At 50.6% G+C, this 26,691-nt stretch carries 20 protein-coding genes and 1 other annotated feature; of the genes, 16 read left to right on the forward strand and 4 right to left on the reverse strand.

The genetic code is table 11. The features are described from left to right. Positions 1 to 63: 63 nt before the first annotated feature. The 10 genes from M4D81_RS26105 to metG all read left to right on the forward strand — a co-directional run bounded on the left by M4D81_RS26105 (position 64) and on the right by metG (position 14,004). Entirely contained in the window at positions 64 to 1,083 is a 1,020-nt protein-coding gene (locus M4D81_RS26105) for a LacI family DNA-binding transcriptional regulator (protein ID WP_071219522.1), read from the forward strand. A gap of 119 nt (positions 1,084 to 1,202) precedes the next feature. Next, positions 1,203 to 2,192, forward strand: a complete 990-nt coding sequence (locus tag M4D81_RS26110) for an ABC transporter permease (protein ID WP_216535182.1) — start codon at positions 1,203 to 1,205, stop codon at positions 2,190 to 2,192. A 24-nt stretch (positions 2,193 to 2,216) separates the two neighbouring features. Next, a complete protein-coding gene (locus tag M4D81_RS26115; protein ID WP_260068544.1) occupies positions 2,217 to 3,101 on the forward strand; it encodes a carbohydrate ABC transporter permease in 885 nt (294 codons plus the stop codon). Between the two features lie 83 nt (positions 3,102 to 3,184). Beyond that, complete coding sequence (locus M4D81_RS26120; protein WP_260068545.1) at positions 3,185 to 4,828, forward strand: type 2 periplasmic-binding domain-containing protein; 1,644 nt, start codon at positions 3,185 to 3,187, stop codon at positions 4,826 to 4,828. Between the two features lie 112 nt (positions 4,829 to 4,940). Continuing rightward, complete coding sequence (locus M4D81_RS26125; protein ID WP_260068546.1) at positions 4,941 to 6,290, forward strand: glycoside hydrolase family 30 protein; 1,350 nt, start codon at positions 4,941 to 4,943, stop codon at positions 6,288 to 6,290. A 176-nt stretch (positions 6,291 to 6,466) separates the two neighbouring features. Next, on the forward strand, positions 6,467 to 8,179 hold the full coding sequence (locus M4D81_RS26130; RefSeq protein ID WP_260068547.1) for a sigma-54-dependent transcriptional regulator: 1,713 nt from the start codon (positions 6,467 to 6,469) through the stop codon (positions 8,177 to 8,179). Between the two features lie 237 nt (positions 8,180 to 8,416). Continuing rightward, positions 8,417 to 9,406: a 2-keto-3-deoxygluconate permease gene (locus tag M4D81_RS26135; protein WP_100539636.1), complete on the forward strand. Its 990-nt coding sequence runs from the start codon at positions 8,417 to 8,419 to the stop codon at positions 9,404 to 9,406. A gap of 15 nt (positions 9,407 to 9,421) precedes the next feature. Then, a complete protein-coding gene (locus M4D81_RS26140; protein ID WP_260068548.1) occupies positions 9,422 to 10,723 on the forward strand; it encodes a four-carbon acid sugar kinase family protein in 1,302 nt (433 codons plus the stop codon). Continuing rightward, positions 10,720 to 11,724, forward strand: coding sequence for a 4-hydroxythreonine-4-phosphate dehydrogenase PdxA (gene pdxA, locus M4D81_RS26145; RefSeq protein WP_260068549.1), 1,005 nt, complete (start codon positions 10,720 to 10,722; stop codon positions 11,722 to 11,724). Before M4D81_RS26140 ends, pdxA begins: the two co-directional genes overlap by 4 nt. A gap of 324 nt (positions 11,725 to 12,048) precedes the next feature. Beyond that, positions 12,049 to 12,317: a binding site (T-box leader), on the forward strand. Between the two features lie 46 nt (positions 12,318 to 12,363). Further along, positions 12,364 to 14,004: a methionine--tRNA ligase gene (gene metG / locus M4D81_RS26150; protein WP_260068550.1), complete on the forward strand. Its 1,641-nt coding sequence runs from the start codon at positions 12,364 to 12,366 to the stop codon at positions 14,002 to 14,004. Positions 14,005 to 14,931: 927 nt separating this feature from the next. On the opposite strand, the gene M4D81_RS26155 is transcribed toward metG, so the two are convergent. Together M4D81_RS26155 and M4D81_RS26160 are read right to left on the reverse strand one after the other, a co-directional pair. Then, on the reverse strand, positions 14,932 to 15,786 hold the full coding sequence (locus tag M4D81_RS26155) for an alpha/beta fold hydrolase (RefSeq protein ID WP_260068551.1): 855 nt from the start codon (positions 15,784 to 15,786) through the stop codon (positions 14,932 to 14,934). A 353-nt stretch (positions 15,787 to 16,139) separates the two neighbouring features. Next, positions 16,140 to 17,264 carry an ATP-binding protein gene (locus M4D81_RS26160; protein WP_260068552.1) on the reverse strand — a complete coding sequence of 375 codons (1,125 nt, stop codon included), beginning with the start codon at positions 17,262 to 17,264 and terminating at the stop codon, positions 16,140 to 16,142. Between the two features lie 165 nt (positions 17,265 to 17,429). Between M4D81_RS26160 and M4D81_RS26165 the strand changes: the two genes are divergently transcribed. After that, positions 17,430 to 18,386 (forward strand): GNAT family N-acetyltransferase, encoded by a 957-nt coding sequence (locus tag M4D81_RS26165; protein ID WP_260068553.1) that lies wholly within the window; start codon positions 17,430 to 17,432, stop codon positions 18,384 to 18,386. Positions 18,387 to 18,573: 187 nt separating this feature from the next. Here M4D81_RS26165 and M4D81_RS26170 read toward each other — a convergent pair whose 3' ends face one another. Further along, positions 18,574 to 19,632 carry a hypothetical protein gene (locus tag M4D81_RS26170; protein WP_260068554.1) on the reverse strand — a complete coding sequence of 353 codons (1,059 nt, stop codon included), beginning with the start codon at positions 19,630 to 19,632 and terminating at the stop codon, positions 18,574 to 18,576. 311 nt (positions 19,633 to 19,943) lie between these two features. Continuing rightward, positions 19,944 to 20,708, reverse strand: coding sequence for a DeoR/GlpR family DNA-binding transcription regulator (locus tag M4D81_RS26175; RefSeq protein ID WP_071219535.1), 765 nt, complete (start codon positions 20,706 to 20,708; stop codon positions 19,944 to 19,946). 252 nt (positions 20,709 to 20,960) lie between these two features. Between M4D81_RS26175 and M4D81_RS26180 the strand changes: the two genes are divergently transcribed. From M4D81_RS26180 to phnX, 5 genes are all read left to right on the forward strand, one after another. Further along, positions 20,961 to 21,713, forward strand: coding sequence for an ABC transporter ATP-binding protein (locus M4D81_RS26180; RefSeq protein WP_260068555.1), 753 nt, complete (start codon positions 20,961 to 20,963; stop codon positions 21,711 to 21,713). Beyond that, positions 21,706 to 23,322, forward strand: a complete 1,617-nt coding sequence (locus M4D81_RS26185; protein ID WP_260068556.1) for an ABC transporter permease subunit — start codon at positions 21,706 to 21,708, stop codon at positions 23,320 to 23,322. The genes M4D81_RS26180 and M4D81_RS26185 overlap by 8 nt, the downstream gene beginning before the upstream one ends. A 284-nt stretch (positions 23,323 to 23,606) precedes the next feature. Beyond that, positions 23,607 to 24,602, forward strand: coding sequence for an extracellular solute-binding protein (locus M4D81_RS26190; protein WP_260068557.1), 996 nt, complete (start codon positions 23,607 to 23,609; stop codon positions 24,600 to 24,602). A gap of 22 nt (positions 24,603 to 24,624) precedes the next feature. Next, positions 24,625 to 25,719, forward strand: coding sequence for a 2-aminoethylphosphonate--pyruvate transaminase (gene phnW, locus M4D81_RS26195; RefSeq protein ID WP_260068558.1), 1,095 nt, complete (start codon positions 24,625 to 24,627; stop codon positions 25,717 to 25,719). Next, positions 25,716 to 26,534, forward strand: coding sequence for a phosphonoacetaldehyde hydrolase (gene phnX, locus M4D81_RS26200; RefSeq protein WP_260068559.1), 819 nt, complete (start codon positions 25,716 to 25,718; stop codon positions 26,532 to 26,534). Before phnW ends, phnX begins: the two co-directional genes overlap by 4 nt. Positions 26,535 to 26,691: the final 157 nt, after the last annotated feature.

Raw genomic sequence — 26,691 nt, forward strand, 5'->3', positions numbered from 1 at the left:
GCGTATGTGGTAACTTATGTACATAAAAACGTTTTTATCGCAAAGGAAGAATGGAATGGTTATATGGGTAAAGTAACAATCAAGGATGTGGCAAGAGAAGCCGGCGTCTCCATTTCTACGGTTTCGAATGCATTGAACGATGTAGATGTATTGAACCCGGAGACCAAATCCCATGTGCTGAAGGTGGCGGAGCGACTCAATTATGTGCCTAACCTGAACGGAAAGCTGTTGAAGTCGGGGAAGACCAAGATGCTGGGCTTCTTTACGACAAGCGTGTCAGGGCCTTACTTCTACACATTGGTGGAGTCGATGTCACGTGAATGTGACCGTCTGGGTTATGGATTGAACGTATTCGTGACGAAGGATAAGCAGATAATCATGAGCAATATTATGGGCGGCCGGGTGGATGGCGTCATTATCTTTGAAGAGCTGAAGATCGACGATAGAGACATCGCCGCTATGGAGAAGGACAAGATTAAGGCTGTTTTTCTGGATCGCGAGGTTCAGAGTGAGACGATGGGCAGCATTATATTCGACTCTTACGTAGCCGGTTATGAAGCAACCAAGTACCTGATCAGCCTGGGACATAAGAAGATTGCCTACATCTCCGGCGTGGATACGATGTTTGACAGCGTGCAGCGGAAAGAAGGATATCTGGCCGCGCTTCGGGAGTGCCAGTTTCCGATCGACGGAGACTACATCCTGCAAGGCTATTTTGAGGAAGAGGGTTCCTATAACGCCGTCAAATCGTTTCTTCACTTACACCCTGGCAAAGTGCCGGACGCGTTTCTTGCCGGTAATGACGTGAGTGCCATCGGCTGCATTCGGGCGTTGAAGTCCCATGGATACGAGGTTCCGCAGGACGTCAGCGTCGTAGGCTTCGACGATATCGATATCGCGCAGTATTTTACGCCGCCTTTATCGACCGTACGCAATCAGATTGCCAGACAGGGGATTCTGGTCGTGGACCATCTGGTGCGCATGATTCAGAAGAAAGAGAAGGGCAAGATTCAGAAACTTCCAGGGGAACTAGTCGTTCGCGGCTCCAGTCATGTGAAGATGAATCGGAATGAATTGGGTTAAGCCAAGAGACGAGACTTACCAAGTCATTTTTTTAAAATGATTCCATAAAATCAGGGCATTTTTTCGCCCAAAAATAAAAACGTTTTTATGACGGTTTTGTATCAAAGGAGGCTAAGCAGGTGAGCAAAACAGCTGCAGTTCAGTCAACCGGCACTGGCCCGGTTCAACCTACCGGGAAAAAGCCGATGGGGCAGAGGATCAAGGAATTCTTTATTGATTACAAGCGGCAATGGGAGCTTCAATCGATGATCATTCCCGGCGTCATCTTCATGTTCATCTTCTGCTACATACCGATTTACGGTTTGACGATTGCGTTTAAAAATTACACCGTTATCGATACGCTGGATTCCGCGCCGTGGGTTGGCCTGGACAATTTCAAGATTATTTTGTCGGACAAGTATTTTTGGGATTCCGTTGTCAACACGCTGGGCATCAGCTTCTTGAAATTGGCGATCGGCTTTGTCATTCCGATCATTCTGGCCATCATGATTTACGAGGTTGGCATGGGGCGCTTCAAAAAATTCGTCCAAACCGTCTCCTACCTGCCCCACTTCTTGTCTTGGATCGTATTGGGCGGCATGCTCATTACCTGGTTCTCGACATCCGGCCTGTTCAACGAAATATTGCTTGCTTTGGGGCTGATCTCGCAGCCGCAAAACATTTTGCTTGATCCAAGCAAGTATTGGTGGATCGCAACGCTGTCGGATATTTGGAAAGAGGCCGGCTGGGGAACGATTCTGTATCTGGCGATCATGGCGAAGATCGATCCTACCTACTACGAGGCCGCAAGAATCGACGGGGCCAGCCGCTTGAGACAGATCTGGAACATCACGCTGCCGAACATGAAGATGATTATCAGCTTGAATCTGATTCTTACTGTAAGCGGTTTATTGGGATCAAATCTGGATCAAACCCTGGTGCTCATGAATTCGCAGAACCGGGAAAAGGCTGAAGTCATTAACTCGTACGTGTACCGGATGGGTATGACGCAGGGCGATTTCTCCTATGCCACCGCCGTTGGTTTGGGTGTATCCATCATCTCCGTCATTCTGCTCGTTACGGCCAACAAAGTGACCAGTAAATTGAACGATAATCAATCCGTCCTATAGGTCGTGCAAAAAGGAGGTATTACGGTGAATTTGAAAGCAGCAAAAGGGGATCTCGACAGTAGGATCTTTGATACGATCAACATCATTTTACTGGTTACGTTTACCATCATCATCGTGGTTCCGTTATGGAACGTCGTCGTCTCATCCTTCAGCTCGGGCAGATCCCTTGCCGAGGGCGGGTTCATCTTCTGGCCAACCGAATTCTCGCTTGAGAATTATCAGGCTGTGTTCCGGGATGCGAATATATGGAACGCCTTCTTCATCTCGGTAGCCAAAACCGTGATCGGGGTTATCACGCACGTGTTCTTCTGTGCCATGGTGGGTTACGGCTTGAGCAAAAAATACGTACGCGGCCGCAAGTTCTACGTCGCGATGGGTGTCGTCACCATGTTTTTCTCGGGCGGCATGATTCCGACGTACCTGTTGATTAAGGACTTGGGGATGTTAAACAGCTTCTGGGTTTATATTATCCCAGCCCTGTTAAGCTTTTATGACGTCATCATTCTGATGAATTTCTTCCGCAACGTACCGGATTCGCTGGAAGAGTCGGCGAAGATCGACGGCGGGGGCGACTGGAGAATTTTCCTGAGCATCTTCATTCCGCTTTCCATGCCGGCTATGGCGACGATTGCCCTGTTTAACGGGGTGGGGCAGTGGAATGATTTTATGACCACCAAATTGTATATCACCGATCAGTCGCTGTATCCGTTACAGATGATGCTGTATGAGATTATTGTGCAGTCTCAGACCCAATCGATGCAAAATATCGGTTCGGTTGCGATTCAGACGACCACCAAAGGGGTCCAACTAGCAACAATTGTCGTGACGACGCTGCCGATTGTTGTGATGTATCCAATATTACAGAAATATTTTATCTCCGGCATGATGCTCGGAGCTGTTAAAGAGTAGAGTAACTGCTCTTTAAAGGGGTGGAACAGAAGCAAGTCAGGGTCTGAAAAGTAAGCGCTTTTATTCAAAGGGAGGGTTACAGGATGTTGATGAACAAAGCTTTTGGCAAGAAAGGACTTACGCTGATTACGGCACTGATGGCGGTTGTGCTGGTTGTGAGCGGCTGCGGCGGGTCGGGCGGGAATTCCGGCTCCAAGAAGGAAAATTGGGTTTCGATCGAGGATCGTTATACACCGAATGCCGAGACGCCGGCTTGGCAGCTGGATAAAAAAGAAGAGACAACCGAGCTTACGTGGTACGTGAATGCGGATTGGTGGAATACGGATTTTGGCAAGGACGTTGTAACTAAAAAGATTAAGGAAGACCTGAACTTCAATATTAAATTTATCACGGGTGACGACACCAAGCTGAATACGTTTTTTGCCGGCGGGGACATGCCGGATCTGATTACGACGTTTGACTCCAATTCTCCGGTTGTGCAGAAGGCGGCGACATGGGCGCTGCCGCTGAACGATCTGGCCGAGAAATACGACCCTTACTTCAATAAAGTAGCGGCGCAGGATACCCTCAACTGGTTCCAATTGAAGGATGGCAAGACGTACGGATATCCGAACTACTCCAATACCCAGGAGGATTATGACAGCGGTAACATTCCAGCCAAAACGGCATTTATCATCCGCAAGGATGTTTACGAAGCGTTAGGTAAGCCTGCTATGGGAACGCCGGAGGAATTCCGGACCGTTCTTGCTGATATCAAGAAGCAATTCCCTGCTCTGATTCCACTTGGATTCAACTCCATCGGCGAAGGAACGGGCTCGCTTGGCGACGTGCTGCAGGATTTCATCGGCGTACCGCTGGAGGAGAATGGCGGTTTCTATAACCGTAATCTGGATGAAGATTATCTGACTTGGGTGAAGGCGTTCAATACCGTATATCGGGACGGCGCGATCAGCGATGACAGCTTTGCCGATGACGGAACGGCTTTTGAAGAGAAGGTAAAGGCGGGCAAATACGCAACGATCATGCTGGACGGTACGCCGCAGCAGGGCGGAAACCTGCAGAGCTTCTACAGCAACAACAAAGGCAAAGAATACATCGCAATTGACGGACCGCAAAGCACGGCAGGACGTAAGCCGACGCTGAATCAATCCGGTATCACGGGCTGGATGATCAGCTTCATTACGAAAAATAATGCAGATCCTGCCAAGTCCATTCAGCTCTTCACCTACCTGTTAAGCGAAGAAGGACAAATGCTGATGAATTACGGCATCGAAGGCGAGACCTACCAGGTGAATGCAGATGGAACGGTGGAGTTCCTCCCTGCCGTAAAGGATCTTCAGATGAACAATCCGGATACCTTCAAAAAGGATTACCGCATGGGCGAATTTATGTTCTTCGGGCATGACCGCCATAAAGCGCTGAGCGGGGATGCGTTCCCGGATGCGATCAAGCAAATGCAGGAATGGGGCAAAGGCAAGCTGACGCCGCACTTTATTTTGGAGAACATCAACCCGGATCAGGGAACACCGGAAGCACGCTCCCTGACGGCCATCAATACGAAATGGAACTCCACGCTCGTCAGCATGATTCGTTCCAAGGACGACGCAGCCTTCGATAGTCTCTTGAACGAATATAAAAAGTTCCTGGACGATAACAACTGGGATAAAATCGTCGAAGTTCGCAACGAAAAGATGAAGGCGAACAAAGAGAAGCTGGGGCTGAAATAACTCTAGGGTAATGGTAGGGAGGGCCCCCTTCTTGACAGGAGAGGAGCTCTTTCCAAAGTTATCTTCAGTAGGCCATGGATAGGAAGACACAAGAAAGCTGGAGGGAAACAACATGCTGAACATCACCATCTACCAGTCAAACGGGGAAGAAGAATTATTCGTGAAGAAAGACAAGGCACAGCTGACACCCGTAACTACGGGTGCACAGCAGCATACGGTTGTCATCGATGAGGAGCAGACGTTTCAGGAGATGGACGGCTTCGGCGCGTCCTTCACGGACTCCGCTGCTTATCTGATCCATCAGGTGCTGGATGCGACGCAGCGTTCAGAGCTCATGAAGCAGCTCTTTGATCCCAGCGAAGGGATCGGATTATCTGTACTCCGCCAGCCGATGGGGGCATCCGATTACGCGCGTGACTTCTACAGCTATAATGATATGCCTGAGGGTCAGACGGATGTAGAGCTGGAGCATTTCTCCATTGCGCATGACGAGGAAGACGTTATTCCTCTCCTGCAGGAAGCGCTCCGTTTGAATCCGGACGTCAAGCTGATGGGCTCCCCGTGGAGTCCGCCCGGCTGGATGAAGACGAGCGGGTCAATGATCGGTGGAGAGCTGAAACCCGAATACTATTCGGTGTATGCTAATTATTTTGTGCGTTACATTCAAGGGTATGAAGCTAACGGTCTGCCAATCTATGCAATCACGCCGCAAAATGAGGCATTGTACTCGCCGGGTCATTATCCAGGCATGATCATGCTGCCCGAGGCGCAAAGCGATTTCATCAAGAATCATCTGAAGCCGCAATTCGTGAAGAACGGTATCGATACGAAAATCTTTTGTTATGACCATAACTGGGACAAGCCGGACTACCCGTTGACCGTTTTTGAGCAAGCGGGAGACGCTGTGGATGGCGTCGCTTGGCACTGGTACGGCGGCAAGCCGTCGGCCCAATCCGAAGTGTTCGATGCATTCCCGGGGAAAGAGGTTCATTTCACGGAAGGATCGGGCGGGGAGTGGATCCCGCCGTTTGAGCAGGCCTTCTCCAATGTGATGCGAACCGGAATCGAGATACTTCGCAATCACAGTAAATCCTACGTGCTGTGGAATATGGCGCTGGACGAGAAGAACGGCCCTACCGTTCCGGGCTTTGGAAAAAGCACCTGCCGCGGCATAGTCACGGTAAATCAGCAGACGAAGGAGCTTACCTATACGCTGGACTACTATGCGCTGGCGCATTTTAGTAAGGTGATCCGTCCGAAAGCGGTTCGCATTGCTTCTACCAGCAATGAGTGCATCCGTTCGGTAGCATTCAAGAACACGGATGGATCGATTGCCGTTGTGTTGTTTAACGACAGCGAGCATGTGGAGAGTACTGCACTGCGCTTGCGAGGAACGGAACACCTTAACCTCAGCCTTGCGCCGAAAAGCGCTGTATCTGTATTGATAGAGGTGTTAGGGTGAGGTAACATTTTCATAGGTTAGATAAGATAAGGCACTCTGTTCGGCGCCATCGGCCTTTTTGGTTGATGGTTGCATTGGCTGGGGTGCCTTTTCATATATAGAGTTGGTTATTTCATATAGAAACGGTAGAATAATAACAAGAATAAGGTTTACCAAAGAAAATACAGGTGACAATCATGACCATTAAAACGTTATTTATTGCTCCGTATCCCGCAATGAGCCATTTAATAGAAGAATGCCGGAAGGAAGAGCCGGAGCTGGATGTGCAAGTCGAGGTCGGCAATTTGCTAGAAGCGGTTCCTCTGGCAAAGGAAGGCGAACGCATGGGATATGACGTGATTATTAGCCGGGGCGGTACGGCTAAGCTGATCGAATCCGAGGTACGCATTCCCGTTATCGATGTCCATGTTTCAGGCTATGACATGCTGCGCGTGCTCACCTTAGCCAATCATTTTCCAGGCAAAAAAGCCATTGTGGGCTTCTCCAATATTACGCTTGGAGCCAAAGCCATTACCGATGTGCTGGATATCGAGGTTGACGTGTTCACGGTAGAGAAGGCCGAAGAGGTAGATCGGCTGCTGGAGGATCTGAAGACGAAGGGCTTCGAATTAATCATGGGCGATGTGGTGACGATAGAAGCAGCTGCCAAGCACCATTTGGAAGGGATTCTGATCCAATCCGGGCGCGAGGCCATCTTCGATTCATTTCAAAAGGCCAAATCCGCGTTTCGGTTACATGAACAGACGCAGTGGGAAATATCTTTTCTGCAAGCACTGCTGAAGGAAACGGCTGCGAACCTTGCCGTATTGGATGCTGAGGGACAGGTTGTATATGAACAGTGGCCGGATTATGGTTCCTGTCCGCTCCCGGTGGAAGCCTTGCAAGCCGATCTACGGCTAAACCGGGAGGCGGAAGCCTCTGTCCTGATTCAGGATGACGGAACCCGGAAGCTTAAGCAGAGAAGGACGCTGAAAGTAATACAGGGACAGCGGTACTACCTGTACACTTTTTCCGAGATGAAGCAAAATGGGGAGGCCGCAGGCTATCATGTCGAGGCCGTGGCCCAATTGCCGATGTTGATATCGCAAAGCGAGGCGATGAGCGGCTGCCTGCAGCGGATCGAGAACCATCTGGACAGCCGTGCCCTGATTCTCATCGGCGAAGCCGGTACAGGCAAGCAGCTGCTCTCCCGGTATATTCATTACCGAAAGAACGAAGGCCAGGGCTTGTATGTCCGGCTTACCGGTAAGCAGGCTGTGGCTTTGTCGGAAAAAGACAAAAACGAAGCTTGGGATGAAGACATCCGCACGCTGTACATCCATGGATTGGATGCGATTGCTCCCGAAGAAATGGCGGATTTGAAGCAGTGGATTAACGTGATGAAAAACCGGGCGTTCACGATTATCCTCTCGCTGGAAAAGGACGATTCGAATTATCATCCCCTCCTGCTGGATGAGGAGGCGGCAAGGATTGCCGTGCCGGCTCTGCGCGATCGCAGGGACGACATCAAACCATTGGTGACTTATTATATTGCGTCCTACCATGGCACGCTGGGGACTTCACCGATCAAGATCAAGGATGAAGCGATTCAGCTGCTGACCCAGTACGATTGGCCTGGCAACGTGTCGGAGCTGAAAATCCTGCTCCAGGATGCAGTGACGGAGGAGAAGGGCTACGTGATCGGCAAGCCGCTCATTTCCCGGCTTCTTGCCAAGAAAGAAGGTCACCCGTCAGCTGCGATGAGCCCCGAGTTTCTTCATGGTACGCTGGATGAGATCGAGAAGAGGATCATCGACGCGATTATGGAGGAAGAACAATTTAATCAGACGAAGGTTGCGGAGCGGCTGGGTATCAACCGTTCGACCCTGTGGAGAAAGCTGAAACAATAGTTTCAGCTTTTTTGTTTTGCGATCAATAGTTCCCTCTGTTTCGGCAGATATTAGGATAAAGAGGGATATATTTCAGCATGTATGCGAAAGCGCAAACATTGATTGTTTAAATTTGCAACAATAATTCTTTAATATGTTGCAAATTTAATTGAATGCACTTACAATAAATCCTGCAAGCGATTTCAATGTGAAATCACTGTTTAATATTGAAACAATTATTAGAGGGGTGTTACAATAATGAAGATTAAAGCGACGTTGGATCGGATTCCTGGAGGTATGATGGTGGTTCCGTTGCTTATTGCAGCAGTCATCAACACCTTTGCTCCGGATTTACTCCGAATTGGGAATTTCACGGAGTCTTTATTTGTAAACGGTTCAAGTACATTAATTGCGCTGTTCCTCCTCTGTACGGGGGCACAGATTAACGTCAAGTCCTTTGGCGTATCCGTAGGAAAAGGAGCCACGCTGCTTGTCACGAAGTGGGTTGTTGGCGCAGCATTCGGACTGATCGCTTACCTGTTTGCCGGAGAGAACGGATTGTGGCTGGGTTTGGCGCCGATCGCCGTCATTGCGGCGATGACCAACAGTAACGGGGGATTGTTCGTAGCTTTGGTAGGCCAATACGGCAGCAAGGAAGACCGTGCCGCATATTCGCTTCTTGCCCTGAATGACGGACCCTTCCTCACGATGGTGGCCTTATCGATCTTCGGCGCCATGGGATTCGTGGACGGCATGTTCTCCTTCGTATCCTTCATCTCGGTTCTTCTTCCGATTATTGTAGGGATGGTGCTGGGTAATCTGGATGAAGAGATGCGCAAGTTTTTGGACAAAGGCAGCTCCATGCTGATTCCGTTCTTTGCATTTGCGCTCGGGATGGGAATCGACTTCGGAGCGATTGTGGATGGCGGCTTGTCGGGTATCATTCTTGGGCTGCTGACGGTTTTCGTTACAGGTACCGCAGGATACTTTGTGTTTAAAGCGTTGAAATGGAATCCGATCGTGGGGGCGGCGGAAGGCTCCACAGCCGGTAATGCCGTGGCTACGCCTGCTGCAATCGGGGCAGCGAATGCTTCCTTTGCGGCATTTACCGATATCGCGACGGTGCAGGTTGCCGCGTCCGTGGTAACGACAGCCATTTTGCTTCCTCTTTATGTCGGATTTTTAGTGAAGCGTCTAGAGAAGAAAGGTCATTCATTTGATACAAAAACAGCAGATGCCGAATCATAGAAGGTGTGATGAAATGTGAAAAAACAAATTGGAATCATCGCGGACGATCTGACCGGAGCAAATGACTCGGGCGTACAATTGGCGAAGAAAGGACTGGCCTCCACCGTCGTATTCGATCATCGCCATTACCGTCAGGACACCCGTGCCGAAGTGTTGATCGTGGATACGGATAGCAGGGCGAAACGCAGTGCGGACGCCTATGAAGCGGCGTATGAAGCCGCTCAATTTCTTGAAGAGCAGGGCTGCCGCCACATCTACAAGAAGCTGGATTCGACCTTGCGCGGGAATGTTGCAGAGGAATTGCGGGCGGTGCAGAAGGTATTCCGGCCAGACTTGGTGCTGATCGCCCCGGCTTTTCCCAAAATGAACCGCACGACGGTACAGGGACATCACTATGTTCAAGGTGTACTGATTACCGAGACGGAGTTTGCCAAGGATCCTAAAACGCCCGTCATGGAAAGCTATATCCCCAAACTGCTGCAGAAGGAGGGAGAGCCTGAGGCGGTGCTGATTTCAACAAGTCAAACACGGCAGTCCGCCGCGCAATTTCTGCCATGGCTCCAATCCAAGCTGGCCGAAGGTCAAACCTGGTTTGTATGCGATAGTGAGACGGAAGAGGATTTACAGGCGATAGCGGGATTATTCTCACAACTTGATAAGAAGATCCTGTGGACCGGTTCCGCTGGATTAATCGAATACTTGCCGGAGGCCCTGTCCCTGACCTCCTTGGAGGAGGGGAGCCAAGATTGGGCCCAGGCGGATAAAGCGCTGATCGTATCAGGAAGCTTGTCCCAAACGACCCGGCGGCAGCTTCGTGCCGTCGAGGACATGCCCGACTCGTTGATGCTGGAGATTGATCCGGCCGCGCTGATTCGTGAAACTTACGACACAGAAGACGTCCTGCAGCAAATCGCTCAGGATATGGACAAGCGCTGCTTGGTCCTGTACGTCGACGCTTCGGAAGAAAACCGCAGGCTTGCAAAAGAAGCAGGGGATGAGCGGGGATTATCTCCAACCGAGGTAAGCGAAGCGATCTCGCTGGGACTCGGAAGAATGACAAAGGCCATTTTACAGGCATACGCTGAGATCCAAGGGTTGGTATTAACCGGCGGGGATACGGCTAAGGCTATCTGTATGGAACTTGGAATGGGAGAAATGCAGTTGTATTCGGAAGTAGAGCCCGGCCTGCCGTTCGGAAGGCTTCAGGGCATGGGAAAAGGCTACTGGACCGTCACCAAAGCCGGGGGCTTCGGAAATGATCAATCCCTGGCAGATTCCCTGCACTATATAACAAATAAGAAAAAGGTGAGAATATGAGCCAGCATAAACCGGTTATCGGGATTACCATGGGAGACGCCGCAGGCGTAGGTCCTGAAATTATACTCAAAAGCCTCATGAATGAGGAGATGTATCATATCAGTCACCCGGTTGTGATCGGGGACGTGAAGATATTGGAGCGGGCAAAGACCTTCGTGGGCAGTGACTTGACTATCGAAGCGATTACTGCCGATGAGCTCGGGCAGGTTGACTACCGTTTTGGCACGGTTCATGTGCTTGATCTGGATCTGCTGCCGGCGGACTTGCCGATTGGACGAGTTGCCCCGGAAGCCGGACACGCCGCGTTCAAATTTTTGGAGACGGCCATCGAATTGGCGAAGGACCATAAAATCCAGGCCATATGCACCGCTCCGCTGAATAAGGAAGCCCTGCATAAAGGGGGTCACAAATATCCGGGTCATACGGAAATTCTGGCGGATTTGACCGGAACCACGGATTACTCCATGATGCTGTCCGCACCGAATTTGAAGGTCATACACGTTACGACCCATGTCGGCATCCTCGACGCCGTCCGGTCGATTAACCCTGAGCGCGTGTACCATGTTATTAAGCTTGCTCATGAGACGCTGCAGAAGTCCGGCATCGCCGCTCCGCGGATTGCCGTTTGCGGAATTAATCCTCATGCAGGCGAGAACGGACTGTTCGGATATGGTGAAGAGGAAGAGAAAGTTATACCGGGCGTCGAAAAGGCGCAGGCGGAAGGAATCCAGGTCGTAGGCCCGCTGCCGGCCGATACGCTGTTCTTCCGGACGGTTCGCGGTGACTTTGACATTGTAGTGGCCATGTATCATGATCAGGGACATGGTCCCGTCAAAGTGCTCGGCTTGGACGCAGGCGTCAACATTACCGTTGGCCTTCCGATTATCCGCACCAGTGTCGATCACGGTACGGCGTTCGACATTGCCGGTCAAGGCATCGCCGACGAGAAAAGCTTGATGGAAGCCATCCGTCAGGCGGCGGAGCTGGCGCCTAAAGTGTAAAGATGTTGTTGCTTGGCGGTCATAGCGGCCGCCATTATCTTTTTATCGAAGTGACTGCAGAAGATTCCGCAGGAATCAGCTGTCCATGGCAAAAAGATGACTCCACCTGTGGGGTCATTTTTTTTATTCCTCAGGTTTCTTCGATGTAGCGGGATTCGTACCTCTTGACTGGGATAATCCGAATACGAAACAGAGGAGAATGCTGGGGAAGAAACTGGGGGCGATACGAGATGGCCGAGAAAGAGCTCAAAAAGCTGCTTATTCGTCCCCTTGACTTCATCCGTGATGTTCGGGTATGATTTCCAGTAACTTGAATAACGTTAGATAAAAGCAATGAAGAGAAAGAGTACCTTGGCGACGTCTTTGAACAGAGAGCCCCGGCCGGTGAAAAGGGGTAAGGAAAGAACCAGGGGAATATGGTCTCTGAGCTGTGCACCGAAACCCTGTAAGGGTTGTAGGCTGTGCCGGATCCCGCACCCGTTAACGTGCTAGGGTATACACGCGATATATGCGTCGTACCCGAAGAGGTGAATGCCGCAAGGCATGAATGAAATTGGGTGGTACCACGTGAGCGGCAAGCTCTCGTCCCTTTTGGGATGAGGGCTTTTTTTGTTGTCTAAAAAAAGGAGGAAGATTGACATGACGAACATTTTTATCGGTGGTGCCTGGCCTTACGCTAACGGGTCCTTACATTTGGGGAGGCTTGCAAGCCTCTTGCCCGGCGACGTATTGGCACGTTATTTCCGCGCGAAAGGCGATCAAGTCCTGTACGTATCCGGTAGCGATTGTCATGGAACGCCTGTGGCGGTTCAAGCCATTCAGGAGGGCGTAGCTCCCGGGGATATTGCGGATCGGTATCATAGGGAGTTTGTGGATTGCTTCGAACGGCTGGGTTTCTCTTACGACTTATATACGCGAACCGATCAAGCGTTTCATCACGCGGTGGTGCAGGAGTTGTTTCTGAAGCTGCTGGACAACGGACATCTGTACCGTAAAATCGTGCTGCAAACGTATTGCGAAACCGATCGACGATTTCTGCCGGACCGCTATGTGGAAGGAGACTGCCCCGTATGCGGCAGTAGGGCCCGTGGCGATCAGTGCGATGCCTGCTCCACGATACTTGATCCGTCCGATCTGACGAACAGGGCCTGCAAAATTTGCGGGAACCCTCCGGTGGAGCGTCCTACCGAGCATTTTTACGTATCGCTGTCGCATTTTCAGGATGAGCTGACCGATGGTCTGAATAACGCTCAAGGCTGGCGGGACAATGCGGTGCAACTGACCCGCAGATATCTGGAGGAAGGTCTTCAGGATCGGGCGGCTACAAGGGATCTGACCTGGGGCGTAGATGTGCCTATTCCGGGATTTGAGGATAAGAAAATCTATGTCTGGATCGAAGCGGTAAGCGGCTACTTATCCGCCAGCAAGCAGTGGGCCGCAGAGACGGGCGGCGATTGGGAATCCTTTTGGCTCAAGGGGAGGGATGAGATTACGGCTTACTATGTTCATGGGAAGGATAATATTCCGTTTCATACGCTGATCTGGCCAGCGCTGCTGAAGGGTGCCGGTGACCTGCATTTGCCGGACCGAATCATATCTTGCGAGTACATGACGCTGGAAGGGAAGAAGTTCTCGACCAGTCGGAATTGGGCGATATGGGTGCCGGATGTGTTGAGCCGCTATCAGCCGGATTCCATTCGTTACTTCCTCATTGCAAATGGCCCTGAGAAGCGGGATACCGATTTCTCCTGGAGGGAGTTCATTCACAGTCACAATGGCGAGCTGCTTGGCGCATTTGGGAATTTCGTCAACCGTACTTTGGTGTTTGTGAACAAATCGTTTGAGGGGAAAGTGCCCGAGGGCTGTATATCCGAAGAGTGGCAGAGCAGAGTTGAGGCACTATACCGCGAGGCTGGGGCGCTTATAGAGGGTGGGCGATTGAAGGAAGCGTTGGAACTCATTTTTAGCACAGTCCGCCTGGCGAACAAATATTTTGATGAACAGAAGCCTTGGATTCAGGTCAAGGAGGATCATGAAGCGTGCGCGACAACGCTGTACACCTGCGTTCAGATCATAGCCAATTTGGCGAATCTGCTGCAGCCGTTTATTCCGTTCTCTTGCGATAGGATACGTAGTTTTCTCTCGCTGGAGAAGCCTTCGTGGGAGTGGTGCCACGTTCCGGCGGGCAGGCCGATTCATGAGGTGGAGCTTTTGTTCGAGCGGATCGATCCAAGCCGGATTGAGGAGGAGACGCGCAGGCTGGGGGAGTTGTCCCACTAATGATAGGGCTCTTCGTTTCTCAAACACCAAAAGGCGAGTCAGATGGAGTTGGGAGGGCGCGAGGAGCTACTGTCGTTATGATGCAAATCGTACGATACCCTGCGAGATAAAATAGGAGCTGCATCAAGGGATCTAGGGATCTGGAGATCAAGGGTGGAGGGTTGAAGTCGAGGAATTAAGGTATCAAGGTAACGAGAGTGTAGGATTAAGTAATTAAGGTATGGAGAATCGAGAATCGAGAATTGAGGATCAAGGAGTCAAGGACTCGAGAACTCGAGAACTGAGGATCAAGGGATCGGTAACCAAGGATCGAGGAATCAAGTAATTAATGTATCGAGAGTTGGGGATTGAGGAATCAAGTAATTAATGTATCGAGAGCTGAGGATTGAGGAACCCAAGTATCAAGGCACCTAGAGCGAGAATCGAGAATCAAGGAATTAAGGCACCGAGAGTCGAAGTAAGGCATCAAGGATCGAGGACTCAAAGAATCGAAACATCTAGTTTTTTTGATGGGTCTGGTTTGTGTTTTAAAGGACACCTGTTCCGCTATTTCTGTGTTTTTGGCCATTTCGTAATGGTTTGAGGACATGAGATCCGCTATCTTGAGATAATCCGGGATGTATCCGTGATAATTGTTGTATTAGCGGATCCTGTGTCCGCTTAGACTCAAAATTAGACTGATTTTAGCAAAATAACGGATCCTCTGTCCATATGAAATCAAAGAAGATGAACATCAGTCAGTAATGGATCTTGTGTCCGTCTCTTGGACTCAAAATAGCTCAAAATCAGCAAATAACGGATCCAGTGTCCGCAAGGTCCTCCAGCAAGACGTAAGAAGAGCCTCCAGCAAGAACGCCAGAGGAGCCCCCAGCGGAATGCTGAGGGCTCCTCTTCATTACAGTAACGCATACGTTGTATCTTCACGGGTTAGTTGTCTGTTTCATGAATCCAATCCGTCAATAGGGCGTTAAACAGGTCGGGCTCTTCAAACATCGGATTATGGCCGCATTTTTCAAAAATGACCTTCTTCACGTTGGCTTGCGAGCCGTTTATCGCATCCCAAAGCGATACGGGACTAACCAAATAGTCGTACCGTCCAAGACCAAGGAAGACAGGCTTGGTGACACCTTTCAGCGAATCGATCAGATTGAGCCGCGCGAAGGCCTCTCCCCATAAATGATCGATGACGGGCATGTTGGTGAAGACGCCTTCCCACATCCAAGCCGCATCATAGGCATAGTCATAGAAGCTGTGCGCTCCCATTCGGATGCACATATGAGCAAACCGCCGGTTAGGCTCCCTCTGGATATCACCCTCCAGCAGGGCGATATCCGCTTCAAACTTCCGTTTCCGCTCAGGACACGCCGTCTCATTGAAAAAAGCAAAGCTCTGCTGCTGCCGCTCCGGGCTGTTAGTCGGGGCGGTGTTCAGCAGGACTACCTTCCGGACGTGTTCCGGGTATTTTTTGGCATACTCCAGTGCCATGAATGCGTGCCCCGAATGCCCCAATATTATAAAATCCTCCAGTTCCAGCGTTTGTCTTGCCGCTTCGATATCATCCAGAACCTTATCCAGTGTGTATTCTTCCGGCTCCAGTGTACGAGGGGGCTTAACAAATCCTGAATGGTCCAGGAAAATCAGTTGAAATGAAGTGTAGAGTTGTTCCGAAAACAAGCGGGGGTAGTAAATACTGCTTCCTACCACCAAAATGGGCCTGCCGTTTCCACGAATGGAAACATTCATTGCAAATCCTTCGCTCATTACCGTACTCTGTATGTTCATGTTTATCGTCCTCGTTTCATTTTTTAAATTAAACGCACCATCCCCTTTCCTGTTCAGATTCCATTACATTCTCCATAGAACGTTCCAGCATTCTATCTCACCTCGATTAGCGTTCGTTCAAGCACAGTATAGCACCAGACATGCGCTCGGTCGACAGCCATTCAAGCATGCCCCGAACCATACACTGCGTCTCTACACCCGGACCGGTATTCGTTCCAGGGCCATTGGTTCAGCCACGGTTTGCATAGGGAGCAGTACCCTCGTTGCGGCATCTGCTCGTATCGCTGCTGTGAAAAACGCTGCTGTAAAAAGCATGGTGCAATAACTCCGAACTGCCTTTTCTCCAGCTCCCTTTATTCAGCCGTATCGCGGATCGTCAGGTTGATTCCAGGATAATCCGCGGCAATTGCGCTCTTACGCTCGATGATGCGGTTAAAATCAAAGGCAGAGCTGAATAATTCGGGCTCAGGCTTGAATGTCACGCTGGTGCCCGTCTCTTGAGTCATGCCGACAATCAGAAGCCCGGTCTGCGGAATGCCGTGCCTGTACTCCTGCCGGTATATGCTACCGTCACGGCGAATTTCAACGGTCAGATGCTTGGAGAGGGCATTGACTACTGCGATGCTGATGCCCTTCTCCGCGCCGGGGGCCAGAAAGTGTGCGCTGGTGTTCAACCGGTGGACATCGGTTAGTACCGATTGTACGACAGGGATGTTGGAATTCGGAAGGGCCTGCACGGGAATGCCTCTCCCGTTATCGGTAACCGTCACGCTGCCATCTTCATGCAGGTAAATGCCAATCTGATCACCATACCCGCTCGTGTGCTCCAATATCGAATTTTCCACGACGGCCCAGAGCAGCTGATGAATATCGAAGCCGTGCGAAGTCCCAAAATACATCCCTGCATTGTTGCGGGTTTCGGTCATCTCCAGGTAATCGCTTGTATCGAGCAGATCGCCTGCAGCAGAGAGCAGCAGTAGGAACGGCAGGCTCCGATGCTTAGGAAGAGCGTACCTTCCGCCTTGCTCCTGTACAAGGAGATCCGCGCCGAGCAGCGCCTTGAGATGGTGATACAGCTGACCCGTCGTTCCCATATTCAAACGTTCCACCAGCTCCGCGCCGGATAGGGGCTCTGCCATGACGGCCTTTAAAATATCCAGGCGCTGCTTGTTGCCCAGTGCTGCGAGGATTTTGGCGGCCTTCTCGGTGTTCATGTCCAGCAATTGATCCATTCGCCGTTCCTGCGGCTCCCAGCGGATGTTTTGTCCATTCAGATGCACTTGTCCGGAGTAGAAGACGGAGCCGTCCTCGGAGGCTGCTTCATATATCGCAGGTGTTGTGGCGATTTCTTGGCGGTGTTGGCTTTGGTTTGATGCGGAACCAGGTTTGCGTTCCATAAGGGCTTGATAGACAAGCTGCTGCAGCTCCGTCATTTGATTCTTTAAGACATCCATCTCATAAACCAGATCACGTGTCATGGGGAATCATCAACCTCGCTTTATCATCATTATGTTATTACGTAATTATTATATTACGTAATTTAAACATTGTAAACCCATAATAAGGAAAATGGTGCATGGTTAAGCGATTTGTTCGTTTATAGTTGTTTTTTATCTATTTTTATCATTCAGGGTCGTCTTACAATGAACGCAAAGGCTGGTGACATTCATTTGGGTGAAAGAATCATTCGGAATTTTAGGCAGGGCGATATGCCTCTGCTGGGGGAGCTGTATCAGGCGGTATCCGCAGCGGATTCGTTGTTTTGGTGGGTAGGTGACCAGGAGAATTGGGGCAATGTGTTCTGTGCTATTGAAGACGGGAAGATGGTGGCCAAGGGACAGGTGGGCATTTTTAACGTGATCCCGCCGGGATGTGCGCCTAACTGCAAGCATCATATTTATGTGAATCTCAAGGCTGTACCTCAGCGGGAGCGGGATTATGATCTTCTAGGTGAAATGTATAAGATGCTCTATGAACATGCCCTTGTGTTAAAGAGGACGCTGCCGGAGACATACGGGACGTATTTGTGCGTGGGCAACTATGCCCATGAGACCGGCAACAACACTTTTTTTACAGAGGAAATCGGATTTCAGCCGCTGGAGAAGCTGTATTCCATGAAGCGGTCCCTTGAGGAGCCTTTACTTGCCTTGCCGTTAGATAATCGCTATCGCTATCGATTGTGGAAGATGGTGTCTGCGGAAGAGGAAGAGATGTATCTAAAGCTCGAGGCTGAGGTTTGGCCGGAAGCGCCGCTGGGGCTTGAACGCTTACGGGAATATAAAGAGCATCCCGGCTGGATTGCGATGAATGTCCTGGAAGGGGACATGATTATAGGCAGTACCATGGCATGGCTGGAAGAGGGGGACGTCGGCGTGATTGAAGATGTGTTTGTGAGAGAGCCGTGGAGACAACGGGGAATCGCCAAACATCTGCTCTACCGTGCCATGTCCTATCTTCAGGCTCAGGGATCCGCCTCGGTAAAACTTGAAGTGAAGGCAGCCAATGAAACGGCGTTGTCACTCTATCAGTCGGTTGGCTTTGTCAAAGACCGAGAGGAGCACCGATTTTATCTGCCTCTGCAGGAGGAAGGCCACGGATAGGTCGTTCGACGGCCATGCGTGCGTCAAGCATGTAGGACGGTCATCCAAGCATGTTGGCTGACAGCCATCGAAGCATTCCCCCGTCCTCGTACACGTACGCACAGGATGTCATACGCACGATGGACCAAACAAAAACCACGCACGGATCAATCCTGGCGTGGTTTTTGTTATATGAAATTTAGAAGAGTTATGAGGTCGATTCCCGCCCGCCTGTCACATTCGGATTGGCATCCAAGATGCTTTCCGTGACGCTCCACAGTTTCGGCAGGAAATGGAGAACATCGTCTGCCCGATGCAGCAGGTCATCGGTGGAGGTTATGCCGAGATCCGCAAGGATCGCATCAAAAGCAGGGGTATACTGCTCCTGAAATTCAGGAGTCCCGTCGACCTCCAATATGTTGTGGCAGCGAGCGAAGGTAGCCACCATCCAGAAGACGGCTTCCCTATGGCTTCCGTTTAGGATCAGCTCGCGGCTGCCGTCAATGGCAATGGCTCTTGCATCCGGCGTAATGTCACTGCTGAAGAAGAAAGGGGTCTTCGCAATCGCAGACGCGGCATCGAAGGTTCGGGTCAATCCATTGAGATGAATCATGGCTTGTTCGGCACTCATGTCTTTACAGCCCAAAAGTCGTAATAGCTCCTCATATATCTCCTCTTGGTTATACTCCTTGAGCACATCGCGAACCGCTGCATAGCGGAGCCTGACCGTGGGGTTTCGAAGAGCGGCGACCAGGAGCATATGGGTAGTTACGCCGGTAGGGAACAGCCAGGAGGTAACCTGGCGATGCCAAGGGCCAGAAGGATCTATGGATCGGAGTCCGGTTATGATTCGTTCGCGCACGTTCTCACAGCGGCGGGTAACCCATATCCGGTCGGCAAAATGACGTGAAACCTCCGCCTGCAGCTTGCGCAGCTGCCCAGTCGGATCGGACATCAGGGTGTCTACACGGAAGCTGCCGGCAAGATGATAGGACGTTAATACCTGCTCGGGCGAGGCGAGTTCCCGCCAGGACAGATAGGTGGCTTCGATCAAGGCGTCCTGGTAGATAAACTTTCCCAGCTTAAGAGGGGGTTCCGCATCCTGGGTAACGATAACGATGTCAATATCCGAGGACGGGTCCATCTCCGCCTCATCCGGCTTTCCGACTGTGGAGCCGCTAAAATAGGCACCCATGTATCCAGGCTCCCTGCTGGCATGCTGCAAGACCCAGTCCGTTGCCGCAGCGCGTGCTGATCCAACGTTCATAATCAGTTTCCTCCTCTACCTGCATGGTGTCGCAGAAAATAACAAAAATATCCTGTTTCCCATTCATTAATCATTATATGGACTTCCCTTCTAATGTACAACCGCTTACAAAAGGGGGGCCCGTCATGCACATAATAAAGATGCATGGAGAAAAAAGATAATCCGTATGGATGCAGGATACTGGAAAAGGCTCGACACATATAAGCTGGCATCGGTCTTCGCCAGTGAATAAAAAAACGGACATTCCAATACTCGCTGACGTTCGGCGATCGGTAATGTCCGTTTTTTGGCGTGCTCTATTCTATTTTATTCTATTCATCCGCAATGACTAGCGTTGTATTGGTTTTTTTGAATTTTGGAATGAAGCCTGCATGGACGTTCGCATCGGTCACGATCGTATCAATCTTGTCGAGCGAAGCGATGGAAATGGTGACGTCTTTGCCGAACTTGGTGCTGTCCGCCATGACAACCACCTCTTTGGACAGCTCGATCATTTTTTTGCGCGTAATGGCTTCTTCCAGATTGTAGTCGGAAATGCCTTTTTCGATGGTGATGCCGCTGCAGCAGATGAACGCCTTCAGCACATTCAGCTCATGAAAGTTGAAGATGTATTCATAGGCGACGACGGATTGTTCCTCCCGCCGGATTTTGCCGCCGATCATAATCAGTTCTACATCGCTGTCCATCAGCTCAATCGCAACCGGCAGCGAATTCGTGACCACCGTCAGCTTCTTCTTATGCTTCACGTATTTGGCCATCTGATACGTAGTCGAGCCGCTGTCGATATAGATGCAATCGCCGTCATGGACGAATTCGCCGCATTTGCGGGCAATCCGGTCCTTCTCTTCCAACTGGCTGACCATGCGCTCGTCCATGGACGATTCGCCGAACCGGGACTCCACGAGCTTAACCCCGCCATATATTTTCTCGATCCGCCCCTGCTTGGTCAAGGTGTTCAAATCCCGGCGCAGCGTATCCACCGAGACGTTCAGTTCTTCCGTTAGCTCCGTGATCTTCAGCACTTTTCGAATCGTAAGCAGCTCAAGTATTTTCTTTTGCCTCTCCAGTGGAAACATTCGCTCACCCATTCAATCCGCATTAGTAGTTGGTGCCTGCATTCATGTCTAGTTTACCGATTCGCTCGGCCATGTTCAATAGAAATACCCATATTATTCGTAAGTTGGGCAACTAATGTGGATGAATATGGTCAATAGTTGGTCTTAATTTATGAATGATATATGCATAATTTACTTACATTTAACAGTTTTCATGATTCTTGTTTACATATGGTTTCTATACTGAGGATGTGTTTAAGGGAGGTGAGCCGTTTGCTGAAGCTAGAGCATATTAGCAAACAATTCGACGATAAAGTGGTTTTGGATGACATCAACGTAGAAATCGGTTCGGGCGAGATTGTGTCACTGCTCGGTCCGAGCGGCAGCGGGAAAACCACATTACTGAATATTATTTTGGGACTCACCCGGATGGATCAGGGAAAAATCGTGTTCCAGGATCAAGATCTGAGCAACGTGCCGATGAAGAAGCGGGGGTTTAATATCGTTTTTCAGGACTATGCCTTATTCCCCAATCTGAATGCCTACGACAATATCGTATACGGCCTGCGCAACAAGAAGGGGAGCGCGAGTCAGCAGGAGGTACAGGAATATATCGACTTTCTGGAGCTTCAGCCTCACTTGAACAAGCGGATCGGCGAATTGTCGGGGGGGCAGAAGCAGAGAGTGGCCCTGGCCAGAACGCTGGTCACGAAACCGAAGATCCTGCTGCTCGACGAGCCGCTCAGCGCGTTGGACGGCGTGATCAAGGAGTCGATCAAGCAGCGGATTCAATCGATTGCAAGAGAATTCAAACTGACCACGATCATTGTGACGCATGACCCGGAGGAGGCGCTGACGCTCTCGGACAAAATCCTGATTATCCATCAGGGACAGATTGCCCAATTCGGCACACCCCAGGAGATTGTCCATCATCCGAGCAATGATTTTGTGAAGCAGTTTATTATCAAGCAACTGCACATCAAAAGGCAGAACATCTACAACCTGTTCGGTGAGCAGTATGCATAACGTGAAACCCGAAATGCGGATTATCTTTACCGTCATCCTGTTATTGTTCGCCGTGTTTCTGTTCTTGCCGCTGCTCATCCTGCTAATTCGTTCCTTCGAATCCGATCAGGGGTTTACCCTCGGGCATTATGTATCCATAGGGTCGAGCAGGGAATTCATCACAGCGATTGGCAACAGTGTGAAGATTTCGGGCATCACGGCGGTGATCACAACCGTCCTGGGGTTTATACTCGCGTATTCCATTCATTGCACCAAAATATACCGGCCTGTTAAAGGCCTGCTGAAAACCGTCATCATCATCCCCATGCTGCTCCCGACCATTACATATGGGTTCGCCATTATGTATTCGTTCGGTAATCAGGGATTGATTACCCGGCTTGCCGGGCGCAATTTGTTTGAAATCTACGGATGGAACGGACTGCTCATAGGCTACGTCATTTACACGCTGCCACCAGTATTCCTGTTGATCCATAACGCGTTTAAGTACATCGATAAAAAGTTCATCATCGTCTCCAAGTTAATGGGTGACGGTACGATGAGAAGTTTCCTGAATACGATTTTGCGCCCCCTCGCGGGAGCGCTTGGCGGAGCCTTCGTGCTTTCCTTTATTTTAAGCTTTACGGATTTTGGCATTCCGGCTTCGGTTGGCGGTACCTATCCGGTCGTGGCAACGCAGCTGTATCAGGTGATGCTGGGCTCCATTCCGGACTTCAACCAAGGCGCTGTCATTGCGGTGATGATGCTGATCCCCGCCGTGTTCGGCATCTGGCTGCTGAACTACCTGGAAAAGTGGAATTTCCACTATGACAAGCTGTCGGATATCGAGCTGCCGCGGCAGCGCATTCGGGATATCGCCTTCGGCATAATGTCATCGGTCATCGTGCTTGGCATGCTATCGGTTTTTGTCGTGATGTTCATTGCGCCATGGCTGAGCAGCTACCCCTATGACCTGACGTTTACGCTTAAGCATGTACGGGACGTCTTTCAATCGGGTGATTTGACGGGGGTATACCGCAACTCGCTCTGGGTCGCCTTGCTGACAGCGCTGTTTGGCACCTTGATGGCATACGGATCAGCGCTGCTGAATGTGCGTACGTCGTTAAAAGCCCGATCAACGGTGGATATGGTATCGATGATCACGAATACGGTGCCCGGCATGGTGCTGGGGATATCCTACCTGCTCTTCTTTAATGGAAGCAGCCTAAAGGGAACCTTCATCATTATCGTTCTGTGCAATATCGTTCATTTCTTTACGACGCCGTATCTGATGGCCAAGAACTCCCTGTCCAAGATGAATCCATCATGGGAAACCACGGGAGAACTGCTGGGGGACAGCTGGTTCAAGACCGTTTATCGGGTGATCCTGCCAAACTCGGCTTCAACCGTCATTGAGATGTTCAGCTACTATTTTATCAACGCTATGGTGACGATCAGCGGCATTATCTTTCTTGTATCTGCACAGACGTCGCTCGTAGCCAGCAAAATCAAAGAGCTGCAGCATTTCGCCAAGTTTAATGAGATTTTTGTGCTGTCGATGCTGATCTTCTTCACGAATCTGATCATCAAGCTGGTGTGCGACGCATTGCAGAGGAGAACGGCGCAGCGCTAAAGCCGGCATTACGTTCATGCCCGCTGCGATGCCGGATCGTACTTCCGATCGCTGTTGTCTTCAGATTTCTCGGATTGAGATGATTTCAAAGTAGAAATCCGAAGACAAAGGCGAACGCATTCGCTTCTCCAATACGATTTCGTCCTCTCCGCTGGGTATTGACACTGGAAGCGAGGAGCTCCCTGCTTGAAATCGCCACCAGCCATTTTGACGCAGGAATGCGCAGGCTAATTCATTTTTTCACATCATTACTAAATAAAAAAATTCAAGGAGTGGAGTTAATCATGATGAAGACGCTTAAGGGAATGCTGCTGTCATTGATCGCAATCAGTATGGTGTTTGCTCTGGCTGCCTGCGGAAGCGGAAGCGCGGGGGAAGCCAAGAAGGTGGTCATCTACACCAACGGGGATGAAGAGGCCGTCGCCGCCATGGAAACATCGTTGAAGAATGCCGGTTACGAAGGGCAGTATCTCATGCAATCCATGGGTACATCCGAACTTGGCGGGAAACTGATGGCCGAAGGGAACAAAATCGAGGTGGATCTCGTCACGATGAGTTCGTATTTTATCGAAAGCTCGCAGACCAATCACTCCATGTTTAAGGATTTGGCTTTTGACGCAGGCGCTGTCGGAACTTATCCGAAATATTACACGCCGATTCTAGCGAATACCGGCTCCATCTTCGTGAATACGCAAGTGCTGAAAGACAAAGGGCTACCGATGCCAACCTCCATCACGGACCTGACCAAACCGGAATTCAGCGGACTCGTATCGATTCCGAACATTATGGATTCCTCCACCGGCTGGCTGCTCGTCCAGGCGATCATCACGCAATACGGCGAAGATGCGGGACGCCAAGTGCTCCATGATCTGATTGCCAATGTGGGACCGCATTTGGAGAGCTCGGGCTCGGGTCCGATCAAAAAAGTACAAGCTGGAGAAGTGGCTGCGGGCTTCGGACTCCGCCATCAGGCGGTAGCGGCCAAAGCTGACGGTGCACCGATTGATTACGTGGATCCGGTCGAAGGAAACTTCTCCCTGACCGAGTCGGTTGCGGTGGTGGACAAGAAGAATGCCACGACGGATTTAGCGATGAAAATGGCAGAGACCATCGTGAAGGATGCCAGAAAAGACCTGATCGTGAACTATCCGGTGGCCCTGTACGAAGGGGAGACCGTGGATGAAGTCAACAAACCTGCATACTCGATGACCTTTGAGAAGCCGCTGACCGTAGAGCTGCTGGAAGAGCATCAGCAATTCTTCAACGGATCCAAAGAATAAGCCAGCATAGGAGCGATGTGAAATGAATACCTACAAGCTTTTGACCCCAGGACCTTTGACGACAACCAAGACGGTGAAAGAGGAGATGCTCTTTGACCGCTGTACATGGGATGATGAATATAAATCGATTACGCAAAAAATCAGATCGCAGCTCCTGGCACTCGCCGGGGCGGATCAAGAGCGATACACCGCCGTGCTGATGCAGGGAAGCGGCACTTTTGCCGTAGAAGCGGTCATGACGTCAACCATCTCTAAAGAAGATAAAGTCCTGATCGTAACGAACGGCGCATATGGTGAGCGGATCGTGAAAATGGCGAAGTATATCGGACTGAATTATGTGGAGTACAGAGTGAATTACGACGAACATCCAAGCGAGGATGAACTGCGAGCCATACTGCACAAGGATGTGAGCATTACGCATATCGCGATGGTACATTGCGAGACGACAACCGGGATTCTGAATCCGCTGGAGATGGTTTCGTCGTTGTCCAGAGAATACGGCAAAACCCTCATCATCGATGCGATGAGCAGTTTTGGCGGCATGGAAATCGATGTTCAGGGACTTGGCGTCGACTACCTGATCAGCAGCGCGAATAAATGCATCCAGGGCGTTCCGGGGTTTGGCTTCGTGATTGCCAAGCTGGAGAAGCTTGCAGCCTGCGAAGGGATTGCGCGCAGCCTGTCGCTCGATCTGTACGATCAGTGGAAGGGCATGGACAAGGACGGCAAATGGCGTTATACTTCGCCGACCCATGTTGTGGCCGCCTTCTCCAAAGCGTTGGATGAGCTGAACGAAGAAGGCGGTGTACCGGCGAGATTCAGCCGCTACCGGAATAACAATCGCCTGCTGCGGGAGAGATTGGCGCAAATCGGTATCCAGGCTTATATCACCGATGACAAGCAATCTCCGATCATCACCACGTTCTTATGCCCGAGTGAAGGGTTTAGCTTCGAGCATTTTTACGCTTACATTAAAGAAAGAGGCTATGTGATCTACCCGGGCAAGCTGACCGACGTGGATACCTTCCGCATTGGGAATATCGGAGAAATTTATGAGCGGGATATCGAACAGTTATGTCATATTATTGAAGAATATATGGGGGTGACGGCACAATGAGCCGAATCGAAGGCGTTATATTGGACTGGGCCGGAACGGCTGTGGATTTTGGATGCTTTGCACCGGTGAACGTGTTTGTCGATATTTTTAAGAATGCGGGCATTGAAGTGACGATGGATGAGGCGAGAGCGCCGATGGGGATGCTGAAGATCGATCATATTCGTGCCATGCTGTCCATGCCAAGAGTGTCGGCGTTGTGGGAAGCGAAGTACGGAAGAGCTTTCGATGAGCAGGACGTAGAGCGGTTGTATGCGGAATTCGAGCCGGCCTTGATGGCATCCTTATCCGAGTACACGGACCCGATCCCGGGTGTCATCGAAACGGTTGAAGTTTTGAAGAGTCAAGGCTTGAAGATCGGTTCCACGACGGGCTATACAAGCAGCATGATGGAAGTCGTGGTCGCCAATGCCCGGCAAAAGGGCTACAGCCCGGATGTCTATTTCACGCCGGATGACACGAATTCCCAAGGAAGACCTTATCCTTACATGATTTATCGGAATATGGAGTCTCTCCGGTTATCGGCATCCTGGAAAGTCGTTAAGGTAGGGGATACCGTCTCGGACGTGAAAGAAGGCGTGAACGCAGGCGTATGGTCGGTTGGCGTTATCATCGGCAGTTCGGAAATGGGCTTGAGTGCAGAAGAGTTCCATGCCCTGTCAGAATCAGACCGGAGTGCTGCGATCTCGAAAACCGAAGAGACGTTTATTCGTAACGGGGCGGACTTTACGCTTCGGACGATGAACGAGCTGCCGGTATTAATCGAGAGAATTAACGGTACGCTGGCTGAGGGGAAAAGACCGGGGCTTCAACGCTAGGAAGCCATTGAGGCCTATCGATATGCCGGTAAAGCATTGCGGGAATATATAACCCGAGAGCTGAAGGAAAGGGGATGGTGCTATAGGTTACCCCTCACCTGCTAAAAAAGAGCAGTCCACATGGACTGCTCAGACTGTCGGGAAAAAAGAACTCAAC

Origin of the sequence: Paenibacillus sp. p3-SID867, assembly GCF_025142895.1 — a bacterium.
In the GTDB taxonomy this organism is placed as follows: Bacteria; Bacillota; Bacilli; order Paenibacillales; family Paenibacillaceae; genus Paenibacillus_AQ.

Coding starts and splice junctions, on each gene's coding strand:
- M4D81_RS26105 (WP_071219522.1), top strand. CDS start 64: ATGGGTAAAGTAACAATCAAGGATGTGGCAAGAGAAGCCGGCGTCTCC.
- M4D81_RS26120 (WP_260068545.1), top strand. CDS start 3,185: ATGTTGATGAACAAAGCTTTTGGCAAGAAAGGACTTACGCTGATTACG.
- M4D81_RS26125 (WP_260068546.1), top strand. CDS start 4,941: ATGCTGAACATCACCATCTACCAGTCAAACGGGGAAGAAGAATTATTC.
- M4D81_RS26130 (WP_260068547.1), top strand. CDS start 6,467: ATGACCATTAAAACGTTATTTATTGCTCCGTATCCCGCAATGAGCCAT.
- M4D81_RS26135 (WP_100539636.1), top strand. CDS start 8,417: ATGAAGATTAAAGCGACGTTGGATCGGATTCCTGGAGGTATGATGGTG.
- pdxA (WP_260068549.1), top strand. CDS start 10,720: ATGAGCCAGCATAAACCGGTTATCGGGATTACCATGGGAGACGCCGCA.
- metG (WP_260068550.1), top strand. CDS start 12,364: ATGACGAACATTTTTATCGGTGGTGCCTGGCCTTACGCTAACGGGTCC.
- M4D81_RS26155 (WP_260068551.1), bottom strand. CDS start 15,786: ATGAACATACAGAGTACGGTAATGAGCGAAGGATTTGCAATGAATGTT.
- M4D81_RS26160 (WP_260068552.1), bottom strand. CDS start 17,264: ATGACACGTGATCTGGTTTATGAGATGGATGTCTTAAAGAATCAAATG.
- M4D81_RS26165 (WP_260068553.1), top strand. CDS start 17,430: ATGAACGCAAAGGCTGGTGACATTCATTTGGGTGAAAGAATCATTCGG.
- M4D81_RS26170 (WP_260068554.1), bottom strand. CDS start 19,632: ATGAACGTTGGATCAGCACGCGCTGCGGCAACGGACTGGGTCTTGCAG.
- M4D81_RS26175 (WP_071219535.1), bottom strand. CDS start 20,708: ATGTTTCCACTGGAGAGGCAAAAGAAAATACTTGAGCTGCTTACGATT.
- M4D81_RS26185 (WP_260068556.1), top strand. CDS start 21,706: ATGCATAACGTGAAACCCGAAATGCGGATTATCTTTACCGTCATCCTG.
- M4D81_RS26190 (WP_260068557.1), top strand. CDS start 23,607: ATGATGAAGACGCTTAAGGGAATGCTGCTGTCATTGATCGCAATCAGT.
- phnW (WP_260068558.1), top strand. CDS start 24,625: ATGAATACCTACAAGCTTTTGACCCCAGGACCTTTGACGACAACCAAG.
- phnX (WP_260068559.1), top strand. CDS start 25,716: ATGAGCCGAATCGAAGGCGTTATATTGGACTGGGCCGGAACGGCTGTG.